This window comes from Gammaproteobacteria bacterium, assembly GCA_017999615.1.
Taxonomy (GTDB): domain Bacteria; phylum Pseudomonadota; class Gammaproteobacteria; order JAABTG01; family JAABTG01; genus JAGNLM01.
Map to the genome: position 1 here is coordinate 22,511 of JAGNLM010000016.1, position 18,423 is coordinate 40,933.

Below are 18,423 nucleotides of genomic sequence, written 5' to 3' on the forward strand. Positions count from 1 at the left end.
CACGCGCGTCGCGCCTCCAGGCGCAGGCGGTGTGTCGCTCGGGCGGAAGCGGCGCTGCTCAGGCGGGCGCGGTGCAGACCCCTTCCCCGTAGAACATCTTCAGCTCCTCGGGCGGCAGCGCGGCCCGCGCCTGGTCGCGCAGATTGTTCACGCCGATGAAGAACTGCCGCATCATCGCGACCAGCAGGTAACGGCCCCTGGTGCTGAGCGTGAGGCGCTCGGCGTCGTCCACCTCGAACGCGCGGTTCAGCCGCATGAACGCCATCTCGAGCGGCAGGCCGCGCTCGAGGCTCACCCCGAAGTCCCGCTGGAAGGCCGCCTTGTCGAGAGAGGTCTTGAACAGCGACATCAGGAAACGGTAGCGCATCCGCTCCCCGCGGCCGAACGCCCGCCACGCGGTGACGCCGGAGGCGCCCGACCCGATGCGCCGCCCGTACTCGCCGAGCGAGAACGTGTTGACGTAGAGCCCGCCGTCGAGGAACGAGAACGATCCGGACCCGATGCCCACGTAGTCCTCGTAGTCGACGATGTACTCGTCGATCATCCCGCCACCGACGCGGGAGAAGGTCCACGCGCTCGCCGGCTCGAACGTTCCCGCGAGCATCTCGGCGATGATGCGGTAGTACCTGTGCTCACGCCCGTAGGACACGCGCCCCACGGACCGCCGGAGCGCCTCCTCCACGACCGGAGAGGCCATCAGCGGGTAGAACGTCGCCTGCTGGGCCCCGCTCGCCAGCACGAGCTCCACGTCCCTCCTCAACATTCGCTCCGTCTGCGAAGGGAAGTTGAAGATCATGTCGACGTTGAGCGATTGGAACCGCCCCTGGACGGACTGCAGGCGCTCGAAGATGTCCTCGCCGGAACCGTACTTGTCGTGCCGGTCCATCTGCTTCAGGAGCGTGTTGTCGAATGACTGCACGCCGACGCTGAAGCGGTCGACCCGCTCCACGAGGGGATCGACGATGCTCGGGGTCAGGTGATCGGGATTCGTCTCGGTAGAGACGTTGCGGATCCGGAACAACTTCTTCGCCAGGTCGATGGTCTCGCACAGCTCGTCCACCATCACGGTGGGCGTGCCGCCGCCGACGTACATCGCGGTGCAATCGAAGCCCTGGTCGGCGACGAGGCGCATCTCCTCCCGCAGCCGCTTGAAATAGGCGACGGTGCAGTTTTCCTGGAACAGAAAGCGGTTGAAGGAACAGTAGGGGCAGAGGCGCGTGCAGAAGGGGATGTGCACATAGAGCAGATACTCGCGCCCCTGCACCGGCGCCGGCAGCCGGGGCTCCTCGTAGGGCTGCAGCCTGAGGGAGCGGTCTCCGGCCCGGCGAAGCACTGCACTGAGCAGGCGTTCCGAGAGCACGTTACACCTGCCGGGCCGCAGGCGGCCTCAGGCCGCCTGGGCCGGAATCCCCTGGCCGACGCGCGCGATTCGGTTGCGCTCGTCCACGTAGACGAGGCGGGGCTTGAAGCCGGTCAGCTCGGACTCGTCCACGCCCGCGTAGGCGCAGATGATGACCACATCGCCCGCGGACGCCTTGTGCGCCGCGGCACCGTTCACCGAGATGATCCCCGAGCCGTTCTCGGCGCGGATCACGTAGGTGGTGAAGCGCTCGCCGTTCGTGACGTTGTAGATCTCGACGTGCTCGTAGTCGCGGATGCCAGCCGTGTCGAGCAGCGTTCCGTCGATGGCGCACGACCCCTCGTACTCGAGCTCCGCGTGGGTCACTCGCGCGCGGTGCAGCTTGGCCTTGAGCAGGGTCAGCGTCATCGACGGGCGGCCTTACAGTTGACTATGGCAATAAGGTATCGCGATGTCGGGGCGGTTTTCAACCGAGGACCGGCGCGGCGCCGCGCACGACACGCGCGTTGTCGATGAGCCGCGCCCGCCCGAGCCAGGCCGCGGCGAGGACCACGAGGTCCCGGTCACCGGTCTCCGGGGGCTGCAGGTCCGCTGCCCGCCGCACGCTGAAGTAGTCCGGGCGGAACCCCGCGCGGGCGAGCTCCGCGAGCCCCGCGGCCTCGATCGGCGCCGGGTCGGCCCCGCCCGGGGCGAGCCGGGCCACCGCCGTCCTCAGGGCGCGACGCAGGGCAGGCGCGCGGGCCCGCTCCTCCGGGGTGAGGTAGCCGTTGCGCGAGCTCATGGCCAGGCCGTCCGCCTCGCGCACCGTGGGCACGCCCACCACCTCGACCGGCAGCCGCAGGTCCTCCACCAGCCGGCGGATCACCAGCAGCTGCTGGAAGTCCTTCTCGCCGAAGAGCGCCACGTCCGGCGCCACGGCGTTCAGCAGGATCGTCACCACGGTCGCCACGCCCGCGAAATGCCCGGGGCGGTGGACGCCGCAGAGCAGGTCGCTCAGCACGGGCACCTCGACGCGTGTGGTCTCCCCGAGGCCCCGCGGGTAGAGGTCCGCGACCCCGGGCGACCAGACCAGTGCCGCACCCGCCGCCTGGAGGAGACCGAGGTCCGCCTCCGGGGTCCGGGGATAGGCGTCCAGGTCCTCGCCCGCCCCGAACTGCAGCGGGTTGACGAAGATGCTCACGACGACGAAACGGGCGAGCTCGCGGGCCCGTTCCACGAGCGCCCGATGCCCCGCGTGGAGGTTACCCATCGTGGGCACGAAGGCGACCCGCTGCCCGGCCTGGCGGGCCTCGGCGACGGCCGCCCGGACCTCGGCGACGGTGCGGGCCGTGCGCGAGGGGGCGTTCACGCGAGCTCGTGCTCGGGCCCCGGGAAGGTCCCGGACTTCACCGCCTCGACGTAGGCGGCCAGGGCGCCCCGCACGTCCCGGCCCTCGGTGAGGAAGTTGCGGGCGAAGCGCGGGACACGCCCCGGGGTGATCCCGAGGGCGTCGTAGAGGACCAGCACCTGGCCGTCGCACGAGGGCCCCGCGCCGATGCCGATCACGGGGATCGCGAGGGTTCCGGACACCTCGCGCGCGAGGGCCGAGGGAACGCATTCGAGCACCAGCAGGTCGGCGCCGGCCTCCTGGAGCACCCGCGCGTCCTCGAGCATCGCCCGGGCGGCCTCGGGCAGCCGTCCCTGCACCCGGTAGCCCCCCAGCTTGTGGACGGACTGGGGCGTCAGCCCGATGTGGGCGCACACGGGGACGCCCTGCTCCGAGAGCCGCCGCACCGTGTCGGCCTGGGTCCTGCCGCCCTCGAGCTTCACTGCCTGGGCCCCGCCCCCCTGCATCAGCCGGGCGCTGTTGGCGAGCGCCTGCTCGGGCGTCGTGTAACTCATGAACGGCAGATCAGCGACCAGGAACGTCCGGGGCCGCGCGCGGGCGACGGCGGCAGTGTGGTAGACCATCTCGTCCATCGTCACCGGGACGGTGGTCTCGTGCCCGCCCACGAGCATGCCGAGGGAGTCGCCCACCAGGATCAGGTCGACCCCCGCTTCGTCGAGCAGCCGCCCGAAGCTCGCGTCGTAACCCGTCAGGCAGGCGATCCGCTCGCCCGCGGCCTTCATCCGGCGCAGGCGCTCGATGGTGACCGCTGGTCGCTCGTTGTTCATCGTTGAGAGCCTCCGGGCAGCGCCGGCTGCAGCGGGGCGTGCCCGCGGACGAGGTCGGCCACCACGCCCAGGCCGGGCACTCGAAGCCCCGGCGCCACCTCGAACAGGGGCCAGAGCACGAAGGGGCGTTCGCCGATACCCGGGTGGGGCACGGTGAGGGCGGGGTCGGAGGAGCACCAGTCCCCGTAGACCAGGAGGTCCAGGTCCAGGGTCCGGGGGCCCCAGCGCTCGGCGCCCCTCACCCGCCCGTGCCGGGCCTCGATCGCCTGGAGCTCCCGCAGGAGGACACGGGGCTCGAGCCCCGTGTCGAGCACGGCCACGGCGTTCACGTAGTCCGGCTGCCCCGCGGGGCCCATGGGTGGACTGCGGTACAGCGAGGACTGGGCCACCCGCTCGGTGTGCGGAAGCTCCCCGAGCTCGGCCAGCGCGGAGCGGACCTGCGCGACCGGGTCATCGAGATTCGAGCCGAGGCCCACGTAGGCGCGCACCGGCTCACGCGGCCGGGACGGCATCGGAGCCCTCCGCGGCGCCCTGGGGCCGGCGAGTTCGGCGCCGGCGGGGGCGTCGGCGCGCTCCCCCGGAGGCCGCCGGCTTCACCATCCGCTCCCGCTCACCAGGGTCGGCCTCCTGGTACGCCGTCCACCATTCGGCGAGCGACCGGACGTCCTCGCCCGCCGCCGCCCGCAGCACCAGGAAGTCGTAGCCGGCCCGGAACCGCGGCTGCTCGATGAGCCGGGCGGGGCGACGCCCGCTCGTCTGGGCGAGGCGCGGCTGCATCGCCCAGATATCCCGCGTCACCAGGGCGAACCGGCGGGGAAAGGCCACGGTCCGGGACTGCTCCCGGAGCACGTCGTCGGCCGCCAGCTCGAGCGCCCGGGGAGCCGGCTCGCCCGCCTCGAGGTAGCCCCCCTCGGCCCGGCGCACCGGCTCCCAGAGCAGTGCCGCGAACAGGAACGCGGGCGTCACGGGCTTGCCGGCCGTGACCCGCGCGTCGGTGCTCTCCAGCGCCCGGACGATGAGCATCCGGGGGAACCCCCCCTCCTCCTGCGCCAGGCACTGGGCCACGGCCGGGAACAGGTGGTCGAACAGCCCGTAGTGACGCAGCAGCTCGAAGGACTGAACGCCGAACCCGCCCTGGAAGAGCTTCAGGACCTCCTCGTACAGCCGGCCCGGCGGGATCTCGGCGAGCAGTTCGGCCATGCGCGGCATGCAGGCTTCGACCTCGGCGTCGATCCGGAAGCCGAGCTTGGCCGCGAACCGCACCGCCCGGAGCATGCGCACCGGGTCCTCGCGCAGGCGCACCTCCGGGTCCCCGATGAGCCGGATCACCCCGGCACGCAGATCCTCGAGGCCGGAGCTGAAGTCCACCAGGGAGAAGTCCCGGATGTTGTAGTAGAGGGAGTTGATGGTGAAGTCGCGGCGGAATGCGTCCTCTTCGAAGGTGCCGTAGACGTTGTCCCGGACGATCCGCCCGTCCACCGTCTCCCGGTCCCCAACGGTGTCGTCGGAGCTCTGGGCGCGGAACGTGGCGACCTCGACGATCTCCTGTCCGAAGTGCACGTGGGCGAGCACGAAGCGCCGGCCGATGAGGCGGCAGTTGCGGAAGAGCTGCCGCACCTGCTCCGGGCGGGCGTCGGTCACGACGTCGAAGTCCTTGGGCTCCCGGCCGAGGAGCAGGTCGCGCACCCCCCCTCCGACGAGGTAGCCCTCGAATCCGGACTCCTTCAGACGGTAGAGGACGCGCAGGGCGTTCTTGCTGATCTGGGCCCGGGAAACGGTGTGCTCCGGGCGGGGAATGACGTTTGGAGTGGGAATGGTCTGGGGTCCCTATTTTCGGTCCGGATAAAAAATCTCGGAGATTCAACACTTGAGGGAACGGCTCGGATGCGTATAATACCGCGGCCGACCGCTGGGCTACGAGTGGTGTAACCGGTCGGCACCACGCTCCCTTCGTCTAGTGGCCCAGGATACCGCCCTCTCACGGCGTAGACAGGGGTTCGAATCCCCTAGGGAGCGCCAAATAATGCGAATGCCGGGCGTGAGGTTCCAGCCCCAGAGGCCCGCAAGGGTCCGAGGAGAGAGAAAGGTGCCCACGACCCGGACGGTCGTTCCTGTCTGGAGGATAGAGGGATAGCGCTCTCCGCCGCAGCACGGGCGCTCGGCCGTCGTATGCCCGCCTGGGCGGTACGGCGGCCTGCGCGCCTCGTCGGACAGGTGCCGCCCGCCTCCCGGGCGCGCGCTGGATCGTCGCGCGCCCTGCGGCTGGCGTCCTTCTGGCTCACGCTCCTCCTCGGCCTCCCCGCCTCGGCGTTCGCCTCAGGCTCCCCCTCGGAGCAGGAAGCGGTCCGGGAGCGGGTCGAAGAGATCCGCCTGCTCGGCGAGACCCGCGCGGGCGACGAGAAGGTCACCTCGAAGGATTTCCTCCCCGAGTTCTACGAGCGGCGCGACTTCCTTCCCGCCTGGACCCGGCCGGAGCTGGCCCGGCAACTGCTCGGGGCCATCCGTTCCGCCGAGGACGACGGGCTTTCCCCCTCGAGTTACCACCTCCAGGCCATCGAGCGCCTGCAGGCGGCGACCTCGGGCGGCACCCGCGGCTCGGCCGAGGAGCGGGCCAATCTGGACCTGCTGCAGACCGAAGCCCTGATCCAGCTCGCCTACGACCTCCACTTCGGGAAGGTCGATCCCGACTGGAACACCTCGCGGGGCTTCGGGGAGATGAAGCCCCTGGACGCGCTCGCCGCAGCCCTGGAGTCGGGTGACATCGCCGGACTGCTCGCCGAGAGCCGGCCGCAGCACCCCTTCTACGGCCAGCTGCGCGATGCCCTCGCGCGCTTGCGCGCCATCGCCGCGAGCGGCGGCTGGCCCGCGATTCCCGGGGGGCCGACCCTCGAGAAGGGCGTGCGCGGCGACCGTGTGGTGCGCCTGCGCGAGCGGCTCCTGGCGACCGGGGACGGCCCGGAAGGCAAGCCGGCCCAGCCCAGCGTGTTCGACGAAGCGCTGGAGCAGGCCGTGCGGGACCTGCAGGTGCGCTATGGGCTTCCGGCGGACGGCGCGGTGGGCGGTGCGACGCTGGAGGCCCTCAACGTGCCGGTGGCCGCGCGGGTGGAGCAGGTCCGGGCCAACATGGAACGCGCCCGCTGGGTCCTGCACGAGGTGAAGGGCGACTACCTGGTGGTCGACATCGCCGGGTTCCAGGCGGAGTTCGTGCGCAACGGGCAGACCGTGTGGAGGTCCCGGGTGCAGGTGGGCACGCCCTACCGCAAGACCCCGACCTTCAAGTCCGACCTGACCTACCTGGTCTTCAACCCGACCTGGACCGTCCCCCCGACCATCCTCGACAAGGACATCCTCCCGGCCATGAAGCGCCACGGACGGGAGCTCGAGAAGCGCGGGCTGAAACTGTTGGACCGCAACGGGCAGGAGGTCGACCCGGCGGCGGTGGACTGGTCCCGGTACAAGGGGACCAACTTCCCCTATCTGCTGCGTCAGGACCCTGGACCCCGGAATGCGCTCGGGCGCATCAAGTTCATGCTGCCCAACCCCCACTCGGTGTACCTGCACGACACGCCGAAGAAGAGCCTCTTCGACAAGCCGGAGCGGGCCTTCAGCTCCGGCTGCATCCGGATCGAGAACCCCATCGAGCTGGCGGGGCTGCTGCTCGACGACGGCAACCGCTGGGGCCGGGACCGCATCCAGGCCGTGATCGACGCCAAGCACACCCGGACCGTGTTTCTTCCCCGCCCTGTCCCCGTGCTGTTACTCTACTGGACTGTGTCCGTGGACGCGGGGGGGCGGATCGGGTTCAAGAAGGACATCTACGAACGTGACCGGACCGTTCTGGAAGGGCTCGCCCAGAGCTCGAGGGCCAGAACGTGGCCGGCCGTATGAGGCGCCTCCAAACCTGTGGGGAGACGACCTCCATAAAAGCGGGAGCAGACCGCCCCGACGTTGGGCGTCCGTGACCCGAGGACCGGTGCAGCGCAGCCATTCCGGGCGCGGCGCCGGACGGAAGCACACTCGGGAGGAGAACAGGCATGCAGAGCGACGACACGCTGAGGGACATCCTTGCCGGCCGCAGACGATTCCTCAGGCTTCTCGCCCTCATGGGGCTCGGGATCGGTGCGGCAGGCGGGGTGTCCTCAGCCGCCGAAGCGGCAACTCGCATCAAGAAGAAAGTGGAAAAGGCGAGGGTCGTGAAGCTCCGCCGGGCAAGCCGGCCGACGCGCGCCCCCCAGACGCAGACCCGGCTCATCGACCGCTATGACACGCCCAGCTATGCCGAGGACCGGTTCGAGTTCGTCTCGCCAGACGAGAAGACCCTTTCGCTGATCGCCCCGACGACGGGCGAGAAGGCCCTGGGTATCCCCTTCTGGTCCGAGGGAAAGTACCAGCCCGACGCCATCCGGGAAGTCGCCCACATCATGCGCGACTGGCGCACCGGCGACACCTGCCCCGTGGACACTGCGCTTCTGGACCTGCTCTACGACCTCCAGCGCCGGCTCGGCACCACGGAGCCGTTCCAGGTCGTTTCCGGGTACCGCTCTCCGGAGACCAACGCCGCGCTCGCCCGGCAGAGCCGCCGCGTTGCCCGGCAGAGCCTGCACATGGAGGGCCGGGCCATGGACATCCGGCTCGGTCGGCGCGGCGCCGGCGAGATCCAGCGCGTTGCGCTCGCCCTCGGGCGCGGTGGCGTCGGGTACTACCCCCGCATGGGCTTCGTGCACGTGGACACCGGGCCAGTCCGTCAGTGGCGCGGCTAGTCTAGTCCCCTGCCGTCGCGCCACCTGTGAGCCGGGTCGCAGTTTTCGCTGCGCCCGGCTCTCGAGTCTTCACGCCAGCTCCCCGAACCAACCCCGCCGCACCGCCCACTTGGCGACCTCGAGCAACGGCACGACCGACAGCGCGAGCGCACCCACGATCATCCAGTCGAGAGCCGTGAGGGAGTAGGTCGAGAAGGGTTCCTGCAGGACCGGCAGGTAAACCACCAGGGCGAGGAGGCCCATCTCCCACGCCACCGCCAGGTTGAGCCAGCGGTTGGCGAGCGGGCGGCGCAGCACGGAGTGCCGGTCCGAGCGGAAGCTGTACGCCTTGAAGAACTGGATCAGCACGAGCGAGACGAAGGTCATCGTCATCGCCTCCTCGACGCCGCGCCCCGATTGCAAAGCCCAGGCGAAGAGCCCGATGTTGGCGAGCGTCGACCAGACACCGCCGGCCACCATCAGGGCGACGACCGGACGGGTGAACAGCCCCGCCTGGGGGTCACGGGGACGGCGCCGCATCAGGTCCTCGGCCGGGGGGTCCACGGCGAGGGCGAGCGCGGGGAGGCCGTCGGTGGCCAGGTTGACGTAGAGGACCTGCACGGCGGTGAGGGGAAGCGGCAGTCCCACCAGGACGGCGCCGGCCATGAGCCCCACCTCGCCGATGTTCGAGGACAGCAGGTACATCAGATACTTCTTGATGTTCTCGACGATCCCCCGCCCCTCTTCCACCGCCGCGACGATGGAGGCGAAGTTGTCGTCGGTCAGGGTCATCGCGGCGGCTTCCCGGCTCACGTCCGTGCCGGTCAGGCCCATGGCCACCCCGATGTCGGCGCGCTTGAGGGCCGGGGCATCGTTGACACCGTCGCCGGTCATCGCGACCCGGTGGCCCCGGGACTGCAGGGCGGTCACCACGCGCAGCTTGTGCGCCGGGGACACCCTCGCGTAGACGTCGATCCCCTCCACCTCACGGGCCAAGTCCTCGTCGCTCATGGCGTCGAGGTCGGCCCCCGAGACGACCCGGCCGCCCTGGAGAAGGCCCAGCTCCCGGGCGATGGCGCGGGCGGTGACCGGGTGATCTCCCGTGATCATGACCACCTTGATGCCAGCACGGCGGCAGGTCTCGATGGTGTCCCGCGCCTCGGCGCGCGGCGGGTCGCTCATCCCCACCAGGCCGAGGAAGGTCATGCCCGTTTCGGCGTCCGCACGGCCCGCCCCCTGCTTGCGGGCCACGGCAAGCACGCGGAGCGCCTCGTCCGCCATCTGCCGCGCGGCGGCCAGGACCCGCTCCCGCCCCGCGGCGTCCAGGGGGACCTCGCCCGAGGCCGTGAGGACACGGGAGCACTCCGCGAGCACCACCTCCGGGGCGCCCTTCGAATGGGCCACGACCCCCTCGGGGGTCTCACTGAGCACCGTCATCCGCTTGCGCTCGGAGGTGAAGGGGACCTCGTCGGCACGCGGGTTCTCCCGCTCCAGGGCGAGGTGGTCGAGGCGAGCCTTGACGGCGGCGACGATCAGCGCACCCTCCGTGGGGTCGCCGCGCACGTGCCAGCGGCCCTCGGCGGAGCGCGCGAGGCGGGCGTCGCAGGAAAGGGCCGCCGCCTGCAGCAGCGCCTGCAGCGGCGCGCTCGCGGTGGCGTCAATGGCGGAGGGGTCGGTCTCCCCTCCCCCGGCGCGCGGGCGGAATTCCCCCTCCGGCTCGTAGCCCGAGCCGGTCACCTGGAGGTCCAGATCGGCCACCAGGATCCGCCGCACCGTCATCTCGTCCCGGGTCAGGGTTCCGGTCTTGTCGGAGCAGATGACCGAGGTGCTGCCCAGGGTCTCGACTGCCGGCAGCCGGCGGACCAGCGCGTGCCGCTGGACCATCCGCCGCACCCCGAGGGCCAGGGAGATGGTGACGACCGCGGGGAGGGCCTCCGGGACGACGGCCACGGCGAGCGCCACGCCGAAGATGAACATCTCCACCAGGGGTTGGCCGCGCAGGAGGCCGAGCGCGACGACCAGGGCGACGACCACGAGGGCGGCCTTGGCAAGCGAGCGCCCGGCCCCGTCGAGTCCTTCCTGCAGGGGCGTGCGGCGCACCTCCACCCCCTCGATCATCCCCGCGATGTGGCCGACCTCCGTCGCGGGGCCGGTCGCGACCACCACGCCAGCGCCTCGCCCGTAGGTGACGGCCGTGCCGGCGAAGGCCATGTTCCGGCGGTCCCCGAGGGCGGCCTCCTCGGGAAGCGCGGCGGTCTCCTTCTCCACCGGCAGCGACTCTCCGGTGAGCGCGGCCTCCTCGGCCTGCAGATTGACCGCCTCGAAGAGCCGCAGGTCCGCGGGGACCCGGTCACCGGATGCGAGCAAGACGACGTCGCCCGGCACGAGGTCCCGCGCCGGCACCTCCACCTCCTCCCCTGCGCGCAGGGCGCTCGCCATCGGCGCCGCCATGCGCTGGAGCGCCTCGAGCGCCCGCTCCGCCCGGTACTCCTGGATGAAGCCCAGGAGGACCGCGAACAGGACGATCACGGTGATGGCGACCGCCTCCGTGGTGTGCCCGAGCGCTGCCGAGATGGCGGTGGCCACCAGCAGGATGACGATCAGGACGTTCTGGAACTGCCCGAGCAGCAGGGCCCAGGGGCTCACCCGGCGGGGCGGCGCCAGCTCGTTGGGCCCCCCCGACGCGAGTCTGCGGGCCGCCTCCGCGGAATCGAGCCCTCGCTCCAGGGACGTGCCGAGAGACGCCACCACCTCGGCGAGGCCGAGGGCGTGGGGAGCGCCTGCGAGGATGGGGGTAGGCCCAACGCGGGACGGGCTCACCCCGGGAGAAGCGTCGGATTTCTCGTGCATCGGATTCCCTCCAGAACGGACGCGGGCGCCGCAGGGGCCGGAGACGCGAACAGCCTCGTGAGGCCGGCGGACCGGCCTGCCCCGACCGGGTCGCTGCGAGGGAGAGTGTATCGCGGAGCCGGCGGCAGCCCCCAGAGACGCGGACGCCGGCTCACGCCGGCGTCCGTTCCCTACCTGCAGTGGTTGCCTACGGCTCGAAGACGTACTTCGGCTTGAACCACTTGACCAGCAGCGGCAGCACCGTGAGCGCCGTGATGACGTCGATGACGAGCGCCTGGGCGATGTACACGCCGAGCCCCCAGGTGTTCGCGAGGTCGGTGGCCAGCAGTGGGATGAAGCTGCCGAGCAGGACCACGACCGACCCGATCACCGCCGACCCTGTGGTGTCCAGGGTGTTGCGCAGCGACCTGGCCCAATCCCTGCCCGTCGCCAGCATCTCCTCCCGTAGCCGCGACACCATGTAGATGCCGTAGTCGACCCCGAGGCCGATGGAGATGCTGAGGGTGACGATGAGGTGGAACGCGAGGTTCCCGGACCAGTTCTCCACCGCCGTGAAGTACCCCCCCAGCCCGTACTGCGCGAAGAGGGTCACGAACAGCAGCCCGATCAGCATCGCCGCGATGGGCAGCGACCGGAACATCAGCCACGCCACGATGAACACCGCTCCGGCGGTCTGCAACGGGCTCTCGAGCCAGATGTCCATGGCCACGTTGCGGGTTGCCTCGGTGGCACCGAGGAATCCGCCGACCCCCGGCCGCACGTAGTTGGGGCCCTCCACCGACAGCTCGTTGGTGTCCCCGGAGGTGTCGGAATTCCGGAAGCCGAAGTTCACCTGCTTGAAGCCGGCGTCGTTCTTGTGCTCCTCGATGTACTGCTCGATCTCCATGGTCACCTGGTGGGTCTCACGCGGGTCCATCGTATTGATGAAGCCCATCACGAGCCCCTGGTTCCAGTCCCGGGCCACGAACGAGTCCATGTCCCCCGAGCTGGTCATCGTCTCCAGCAGACCGTTGTACAACTGCACCATGTCGTCCGGGTCCCGGTCGTCGTTGGGGTCCACGGACTTCAGGAACGCCTTGGTGGGAATGTGGAAGAACTTCAGCTCCGGCTTCTCGCCCGGCTCCGCGGTCAGCAGCATGTTCACCAGCTTGATGTACTGCGTGTAGGAGCCGGTGAAGCCGATGAACGGGTGAGCGCGCATCCAGTCCTCGAGCTTCTCGACGTCCGCGAGGACCTCTGCGTTGTTGAAGATCCCTTGCGCCCCCATCGTGTCCGGGTCGTGGCAGCCCTTCGGCAGTGCGTCGGCGTCACACTCCGGCTTGAGGGGCTCCTTGCCCCGGATCGGGATGGTGACGGAGATGACACCAGGCATGACCTGATTCAGGCGCAACAGCTGCTGGATGGTCTCGGACTGCTTCTTGAAGGCCGCTCGCGAGTAGTCGATGCCCCTCTCCACGCCAGGCATCAAGTCCTCCCGGGTGCCGTCCAGGATCCGGGTGTAGTACCCCGACCAGACCATCAACCCCACGACCAGCACGATGGGCACCCACCGGGCCGGCCCCATCACGACGCGCTCGAGGAAGCCCCCGACGCGCGCCTCCCAGGCGTGCCCACCCTCCTTGGCCGCCTCCTGGGAGCAAGGGAACACCAGCATCAGCAGCGGGATGAGCGTCGTCGTCGTGATCAGGAGCGACAGCATCCCGAACATGCCGAAATAGGCGTAGTCCTTGTAGAAGGACACGTCCACCGTCGCCAACGTAGCGAAGCCCGCGGCGTCCGTCACGATGGACAGCGTCGCCGGGATGATGGTCGTCCCGATGGCCCTCTTCGCGGCCCTGTCGCACACGGGCGTAGCGGCCCGCTCCTGCATGAAGCGCCGCGTCACCTGGACCGAGTGGCCGATGCCGATGGCGAGCAGCAGCATCGGCGTGAGCACCATCATCGTGGTCAGCTTGAATTGAGAGAGCCCCATCAGCCCGAGCGTCCAGACGATGGTCGCGCCCACTCCCAGCAGCGGGAACACCGCCCCCCGCCAGTTCTGGAACTCGAGCCACAACACCGCAATGACGATGGCGATCGAGATGACGAAGAGCCACCACTTGTTCACGAGGTCCGCGAGCATCCACGCGAGGAAGTACGGCTCGCCGGCCACGAGGAGCTCGCCCCCGACCGCCTTCAGCCGCGGGTCCTCGCTGTACCGGTCCATGATCGCCCGCACCTGGCGAACCCACGGCAGGTAGATCTCCTTCACGCCGTCGTCGTAGTCGGCGATGACGAACGTGCCCTTCGCGGTGCACTTCTTGACCTCACGCTCCTCGTAGGTGCAGCGCTTGCCCTGGGGGTCCTCGAAATAGAGCAGCATCGGCCCCATGACGGGGTTCTCTTCGAGGCCCACCTTGAGGAACTCCAGCTGCTCCTTGGCCGCGGCCGGGTCGGTCGTGCTGATGCCGGACGTGGGAATGAGCCGTTTGAACACGAGCCCGTTCTCGTCGGCGCCCATGTACTTCACCTTCTGCGCCGCGAGATTGATGAAGTTGGCTACCCGCGAGTTCGGGAGGGCCACGAGCTCCCGGTGGAGCTCCTGAACCAGGTTGACGATCCCCTCCTGGTACACGTCGCCTTTCTTGACGATGATCCCGAACACCATCAGGTTGCCCATGCCGAACTTTTGCTCGCCATAGGCGTTGGTCGCAACGTAGTGGTTTCCTGCCGGCAGCAGGGTGTCGGGGTCGTTGCGGATGTCCAGGTCCTTCACGTAGTAGCCGAGGAACGCGGTGACGGCGGCCACGAACAGGATGACCAGCCAGCGCATCTTCACCACCCAGTGCGCGTATTTCTCCGGGAGCGTCTCGTCTCTTTCGGGTGCGTCGTCTTTCGCGGAGCTCATGGGATTACCCTTGTAGGAACGGACCGAGGCGTCGTGCGCGCGAGACGTCCGTGTCCCGCGCGGGCAGGGCTCCTCTCAGTACCCTGCCATCCCTCCACCACTCAGTCGAAGAGGTACTTCAGGCCGATCTGGACGCTCGAGGAGTCCTTGAACTGCCCGAACATCGAGTCACGGTCGCCCCAGTAGGTGTTCCACTCGGCCGTGCCGAGCAGCTTGTCCGTGAAGGAGTACTCCACGTCGAGCCGGTTCCACCACCCACCACCCTCCTCGTAGATGGTGATGTTGTTCCAGCGGTGCTCCTGGGAGTCGCCAAAGGGCTTGGAGAAGAACAGCGAGTAGAACTCCTTGTTCTTCCGCGCCTTCGCCATCCCGTTGGTCAAGTTCATCGTCGGGAAGTCACCGGTGTAGCGCGAGCAGTTGAACTGGAGACCGGTCTGCGTCGTGCAGGTCCCCTTGTCGTCCACGTAGTCCATGTTGCGGAACTGGATGAACTGACCGCTGATCATCATGTTGGTCAGTACCGTGATGTCCGCGCCGAGGACGTACTTGAAGATGTCGGCGTCCTCCATCTTCAGGCCGCTGGCCACGTCGCCGATCCCGAGGAGAAGCCGGTCGACCACGGGCTGCTTCGTGTCCTTCTGGTACAGGAACTCGCCCCGGAACACGATCGCACCCAGGAAATCGGTGTCCATCGCGTAGTCGAAGGACCCACCGATGTTGTGGACGCGATTCAGCTTTTCGGTGAAGCGCAGCTCAACGGGATTGCTGTTGTAGGCCCCCGCCATTCCGAAGGTGGGGTCGGCCGCACCGTAGTACTGCCCGCCAGCATTGTGAAGGAGGATGCTCGTCGGGTTGGCGGTGGGACTTGCCAGATTCGTCTCCACCTCCGAACGGCTCCGGTCGGTGGACGGGTTGGGGACGTAGACCGTCTGTCCCCCCATCGTCACCGGCATCGAGGCAGCCCGCTGAACCGCGAGCTTCTCGCCCGTCGTCGCATCGTGCCAGCTCATCTTGATGTACGGGTTCGGGTCGTAGTTGTAGAGGTAGTTGACGGAGTAACCGAACCCAGCATCGGTGGTGCTCTTCCAACGGAAACCGACGTTGGGGTTGCCGTCACTGGGGTAGTCTCGCTCGTAGACCGACCTGGCACTGCTGCCGTTAAAACCAACGCCTGAGAAACTGTTGAATGTCGCAAACGTCGCATTCGGCATCATCTCGAACGCCGACGTGGGTTTGCTGTTCGGCCGCCAGACGGTGTCGGCAAAACCCGTTCCCGTCAGCGGCATCAGGTTGGTCTCGTAGTTGTTGGCGTTTGGATCGACACCGCAGCCCATCAGGCCGCACTGGGCGATGTTGTTCAACAGCATGTAACCGGGCGCCGCGAAGGCCGGGTTATAAGCGGGATTCGACGGGTCGAGAATCTGGCCTGGGGCGCTCGCAGCGTCCCACGTACCCCTGGCAAAGCCGTCGACGGTCAGGCCGGCGAAGGGCAGCAGGCCACCAGGATTGGCTGCGCCGCCCGTGAAGGCGCCGCCCATCGCAGCGTTGGTAAAGCTCTGTGCGGTGCCGCCGAGGGTGGGCACGATACGGAGGAACCCGTTCACCGGCCCGGTGATGGCGTCGACCCCCTTCATGATGAAGGCCTCGCCGTGGTTGTCCTGGGGGTCCAGGCCCGGGATCTTGTTCTCCTCGGACTCGGAGAGGAGGAACTGCAGGCTGCTGCGGTCGGAGACGTTCTTTTCCGCCTTCAGCATCCAGACCGGGATGCGCGAGTCCTCCATGGTGTTCTGACTGAACTCGCGGTAGTCCGTGGGGTTGATGATGTCGAGGAGCTTGATGCCGTCCGCGGTGCCCCACACCACCTGCTGCTTGCCGAGGCGGAACTGCCAGTCGGCCAGCTTCGTGTCGACGTAGAGCTCGCGCAGCCAGTCCTGCTGGCTGTAGAGGTGGTGCCCCTTGTAGTTGCGGTCCAGGTTCCCCGTGGACTCGTAGATGAGCTGCAGGTCCGCCGTCCAGCTCGTCTGTTCGCCGATCGGACCGGTCAGGAACATGCGTGCCGAGTTCTCGAACTTCAGTACGTCTCCCGCATCGGAGTCGGCGTCGTCGAGCATCGTCCGCGCGAGCCCGGTCGGATGTCCGTGGTGGGTGAAGACTGCGGTCTCGTTCTTCAGGTAGCCACTGACCGAGACCTGGTCGAGGTAGCTTTCGTCGCTCTCGGCGGCAACCGCGACACACGGCAGCGCCAGTGCCAGGGCGACCGCCTGGCATACCGCAGAACGCTTGAACCTCCCACTCCCCCCCTCGTGGATAAACCCCGGGAGGCAGGGCCGAAGGCCCCCGTCCCGGGGTGCGTTTGCCTCGGCGTACGGACCGAGTTTCTTCTAGCGCTTGATCTTCTCGAGCGTCGTCTCGCTCCAGAAGTTCGGATCCATCTCCCGGTTGAACTTCACAACGCTCGCCGGGATGACGGCCCAGGTCTCGTGGCCCGTGTTCAGGTCCTTGCCGTACCAGTAGTCCCACTTCTGGGCGCGGGGGTCACTCTGCTTCAGGCTGCTCCAGGCCCGGTCGATGATCTTCGTCATCTTGCCGTCTTTGAAGTACTCGGTGCGGTAGTCCGCGAAGGTCTTCGTGTCGATGTAGCTGACGCGCTCGTCGTAGTACCAGTTCTTGAACTTGGTCTTGCTCTTCACCTTGTAGACTTCCTTGCCCTTCACGTCGCAGGCGGGCTTCGGAAGGTTCTGCATGTACTTGTTCTTCTCGCTGTCCTGCAGCTCCATGACCTTCAGGCAGTCCTTGAAGGTCTCCTTACCCATCAGCTCGTGGGTCTCGTGGAAGGGCTTGCGCAGGTACACGTCCTCGAAGGTGAAGTCCGTGCCGCCCCAGGCGTCGTCGAAGGCGGGCTCGGCGAAGCGGCGGATCTTGCGCAGGGCCGGCAGCCAGATCGAATAGGACTGGCTCTTGGAGTCGTCCACGTAGTCGACGATCAGCATTCCGGTGCCGTTCAGCTTGCCCGAGCGGAAGATGGCGATGTCCTTCGCCTTGGTGCTGCCGTCGCTGTAGTTGTTGTTCAGGTGCCGCTCCACGGTATTCGTGGTCGGCGCCTCGCCGGCGGACTTGTTGACCAACACCGTGATGGTGTCACCGTCCTCGACGATGGAGTAGTTCTTCAGCGCGTAGAAGTGATTGACGAAGTACACCTGCTCGATGATCTGGTCCGCGCTCGGTGCGCCCTTGGGCAGCGGCAGGTCCGTCGGGACCCCTGCGAGGGCCGGTGTGGCCGTGAGGGCCGACAGGGCCACTAGGCCCAGCTTGCGTAGCATCATGGTTCTCTCTCCCAACTCGTGATCGTGGGGGCGAGGACGCTGGGCCCGTCATTGACAGTCGGGGACGTTTGTGGCCCGGGATCCGCCCCCCGGCTATAGGAACGCCGCACCCGGGAGACAACGATTTTGTGAAAGGATTGATCGAACCAACTGAATTACATATGTATCTGCGAAAGAATATTCTTATATGCCGTTATATCCCGAAGAACGCGGACACGGGGGCAGCGGGGGTGCCGCAACGCGGGGGGGCGCGCAGGAAGCTGACGGTGAGCTCCATCGCCGCGGCGCGACGCGCGCGGCGATGGAGTGACGCTACATGTACAGGCAGATGTCGGACTCGCCGGCGAAGTCCAGGAAGCTCGCGGCGCCGCCGAACTCGACGCCATCGATAAGGTCCTTCGGGTCCACGTCCAGGAGGTCGAGGGTCATCTGGCACGCAATCATCTTGACGCCGGACTCGACGCAGAGGTCCCGCAGCTCCTCGAGACTCGCCACACCCTTGCTCCGCAGCCTGCGCTTCAGGAGGGCCGTGAACAGGGTCTCCATGCCCGGCAGCGCCGCGGCGACGACCGGAAACCAGCGGTGCATGCCGAAGGGCAGCCGCAGGGCCGGATTGCCAAGCGGGGAGACCTTCAGGCCGAGGTCGCGGCGCAGCAACTGCAGGCCATGGAACATGAAGAAGATCCGGGCCTCGTAGCCTAGGGCCACGGCCGTGGAGGCAAGGATGAACGGGGGGTAGGCCGAGTCGAGGGTCCCCTGCGACGCGATGATGGCCAGCTTCTTCGCGTGCGGCATCGTCGGACCCGGGGTGGGCGCTGCGCCCCGGCTCAGGCCTTCTTGAGCAGGAATATGAACTTGCCTTCCTCCACGCCAGACTCGAGCAGGGGATTCCCGGTCTGCTTGGCGAAGGCCTCGAAGTCCTTGACCGACCCGGGGTCGGTCGCGACCACGCGCAGCACGCGGCCGCTCTGCAGGGTCGATAACGCCTTCTTGGCGCGCAGGACCGGTAGGGGGCAGTTGAGCCCCGAGGCGTCGAGCTCCTGGTCGAAAACGGCCATCGGTGGTCTCCTGTGGGCGGCCGGAAGGGGTACATCGGCCCAGTTTCCCTAT

Annotated in this window: 14 protein-coding genes and 1 tRNA gene; 3 read left to right on the top strand and 12 right to left on the bottom strand. The window is 68.3% G+C overall.

Going from position 1 to position 18,423, the window contains the following annotated elements; genetic code table 11:
* Window positions 1–58 precede the first annotated feature (58 nt).
* Genes KA217_10855 through pcnB form a run of 6 tightly spaced genes read right to left on the bottom strand, consistent with a single transcriptional unit; the run spans window position 59 to window position 5,329 of the window.
* On the bottom strand, window positions 59–1,360 hold the full coding sequence (locus tag KA217_10855) for a coproporphyrinogen III oxidase family protein (protein MBP7712940.1): 1,302 nt from the start codon (window positions 1,358–1,360) through the stop codon (window positions 59–61).
* Between the two features lie 27 nt (window positions 1,361–1,387).
* On the bottom strand, window positions 1,388–1,768 hold the full coding sequence (locus KA217_10860; GenBank protein ID MBP7712941.1) for an aspartate 1-decarboxylase: 381 nt from the start codon (window positions 1,766–1,768) through the stop codon (window positions 1,388–1,390).
* A 58-nt stretch (window positions 1,769–1,826) separates the two neighbouring features.
* A complete protein-coding gene (locus tag KA217_10865; protein MBP7712942.1) occupies window positions 1,827–2,708 on the bottom strand; it encodes a pantoate--beta-alanine ligase in 882 nt (293 codons plus the stop codon).
* A complete protein-coding gene (gene panB / locus KA217_10870) occupies window positions 2,705–3,514 on the bottom strand; it encodes a 3-methyl-2-oxobutanoate hydroxymethyltransferase (protein ID MBP7712943.1) in 810 nt (269 codons plus the stop codon). Before panB ends, KA217_10865 begins: the two co-directional genes overlap by 4 nt.
* Window positions 3,511–4,026 carry a 2-amino-4-hydroxy-6-hydroxymethyldihydropteridine diphosphokinase gene (folK, locus tag KA217_10875; GenBank protein ID MBP7712944.1) on the bottom strand — a complete coding sequence of 172 codons (516 nt, stop codon included), beginning with the start codon at window positions 4,024–4,026 and terminating at the stop codon, window positions 3,511–3,513. Before folK ends, panB begins: the two co-directional genes overlap by 4 nt.
* On the bottom strand, window positions 4,007–5,329 hold the full coding sequence (gene pcnB / locus KA217_10880; GenBank protein MBP7712945.1) for a polynucleotide adenylyltransferase PcnB: 1,323 nt from the start codon (window positions 5,327–5,329) through the stop codon (window positions 4,007–4,009). The genes folK and pcnB overlap by 20 nt, the downstream gene beginning before the upstream one ends.
* 128 nt (window positions 5,330–5,457) lie before the next feature.
* On the opposite strand from pcnB, the gene KA217_10885 reads away from it, so the two are divergent.
* The 3 genes from KA217_10885 to KA217_10895 all read left to right on the top strand — a co-directional run bounded on the left by KA217_10885 (window position 5,458) and on the right by KA217_10895 (window position 8,274).
* Window positions 5,458–5,533: transfer RNA gene (locus KA217_10885), tRNA-Glu, on the top strand.
* 150 nt (window positions 5,534–5,683) lie between these two features.
* Complete coding sequence (locus tag KA217_10890) at window positions 5,684–7,402, top strand: L,D-transpeptidase family protein (protein ID MBP7712946.1); 1,719 nt, start codon at window positions 5,684–5,686, stop codon at window positions 7,400–7,402.
* A gap of 215 nt (window positions 7,403–7,617) precedes the next feature.
* Window positions 7,618–8,274, top strand: a complete 657-nt coding sequence (locus KA217_10895; protein MBP7712947.1) for a DUF882 domain-containing protein — start codon at window positions 7,618–7,620, stop codon at window positions 8,272–8,274.
* Between the two features lie 69 nt (window positions 8,275–8,343).
* Here the strand turns inward: KA217_10895 and KA217_10900 are convergent, their stop codons facing one another.
* The 6 genes from KA217_10900 to KA217_10925 form a co-directional block, all read right to left on the bottom strand.
* Complete coding sequence (locus tag KA217_10900; GenBank protein MBP7712948.1) at window positions 8,344–11,103, bottom strand: HAD-IC family P-type ATPase; 2,760 nt, start codon at window positions 11,101–11,103, stop codon at window positions 8,344–8,346.
* A gap of 187 nt (window positions 11,104–11,290) precedes the next feature.
* The gene (locus KA217_10905; GenBank protein ID MBP7712949.1) at window positions 11,291–13,990 is read right to left on the bottom strand and encodes an MMPL family transporter; all 2,700 of its coding nucleotides are present in this window, start codon (window positions 13,988–13,990) and stop codon (window positions 11,291–11,293) included.
* 101 nt (window positions 13,991–14,091) lie between these two features.
* Entirely contained in the window at window positions 14,092–16,299 is a 2,208-nt protein-coding gene (locus tag KA217_10910) for an RNA polymerase-associated protein rapA (protein MBP7712950.1), read from the bottom strand.
* Between the two features lie 72 nt (window positions 16,300–16,371).
* The gene (locus KA217_10915; protein MBP7712951.1) at window positions 16,372–17,313 is read right to left on the bottom strand and encodes an outer membrane lipoprotein-sorting protein; all 942 of its coding nucleotides are present in this window, start codon (window positions 17,311–17,313) and stop codon (window positions 16,372–16,374) included.
* A 312-nt stretch (window positions 17,314–17,625) separates the two neighbouring features.
* Window positions 17,626–18,108 (bottom strand): DsrE/DsrF/DrsH-like family protein, encoded by a 483-nt coding sequence (locus KA217_10920; GenBank protein MBP7712952.1) that lies wholly within the window; start codon window positions 18,106–18,108, stop codon window positions 17,626–17,628.
* Between the two features lie 32 nt (window positions 18,109–18,140).
* Window positions 18,141–18,371 (bottom strand): sulfurtransferase TusA family protein, encoded by a 231-nt coding sequence (locus KA217_10925; protein ID MBP7712953.1) that lies wholly within the window; start codon window positions 18,369–18,371, stop codon window positions 18,141–18,143.
* Window positions 18,372–18,423 lie beyond the last annotated feature (52 nt).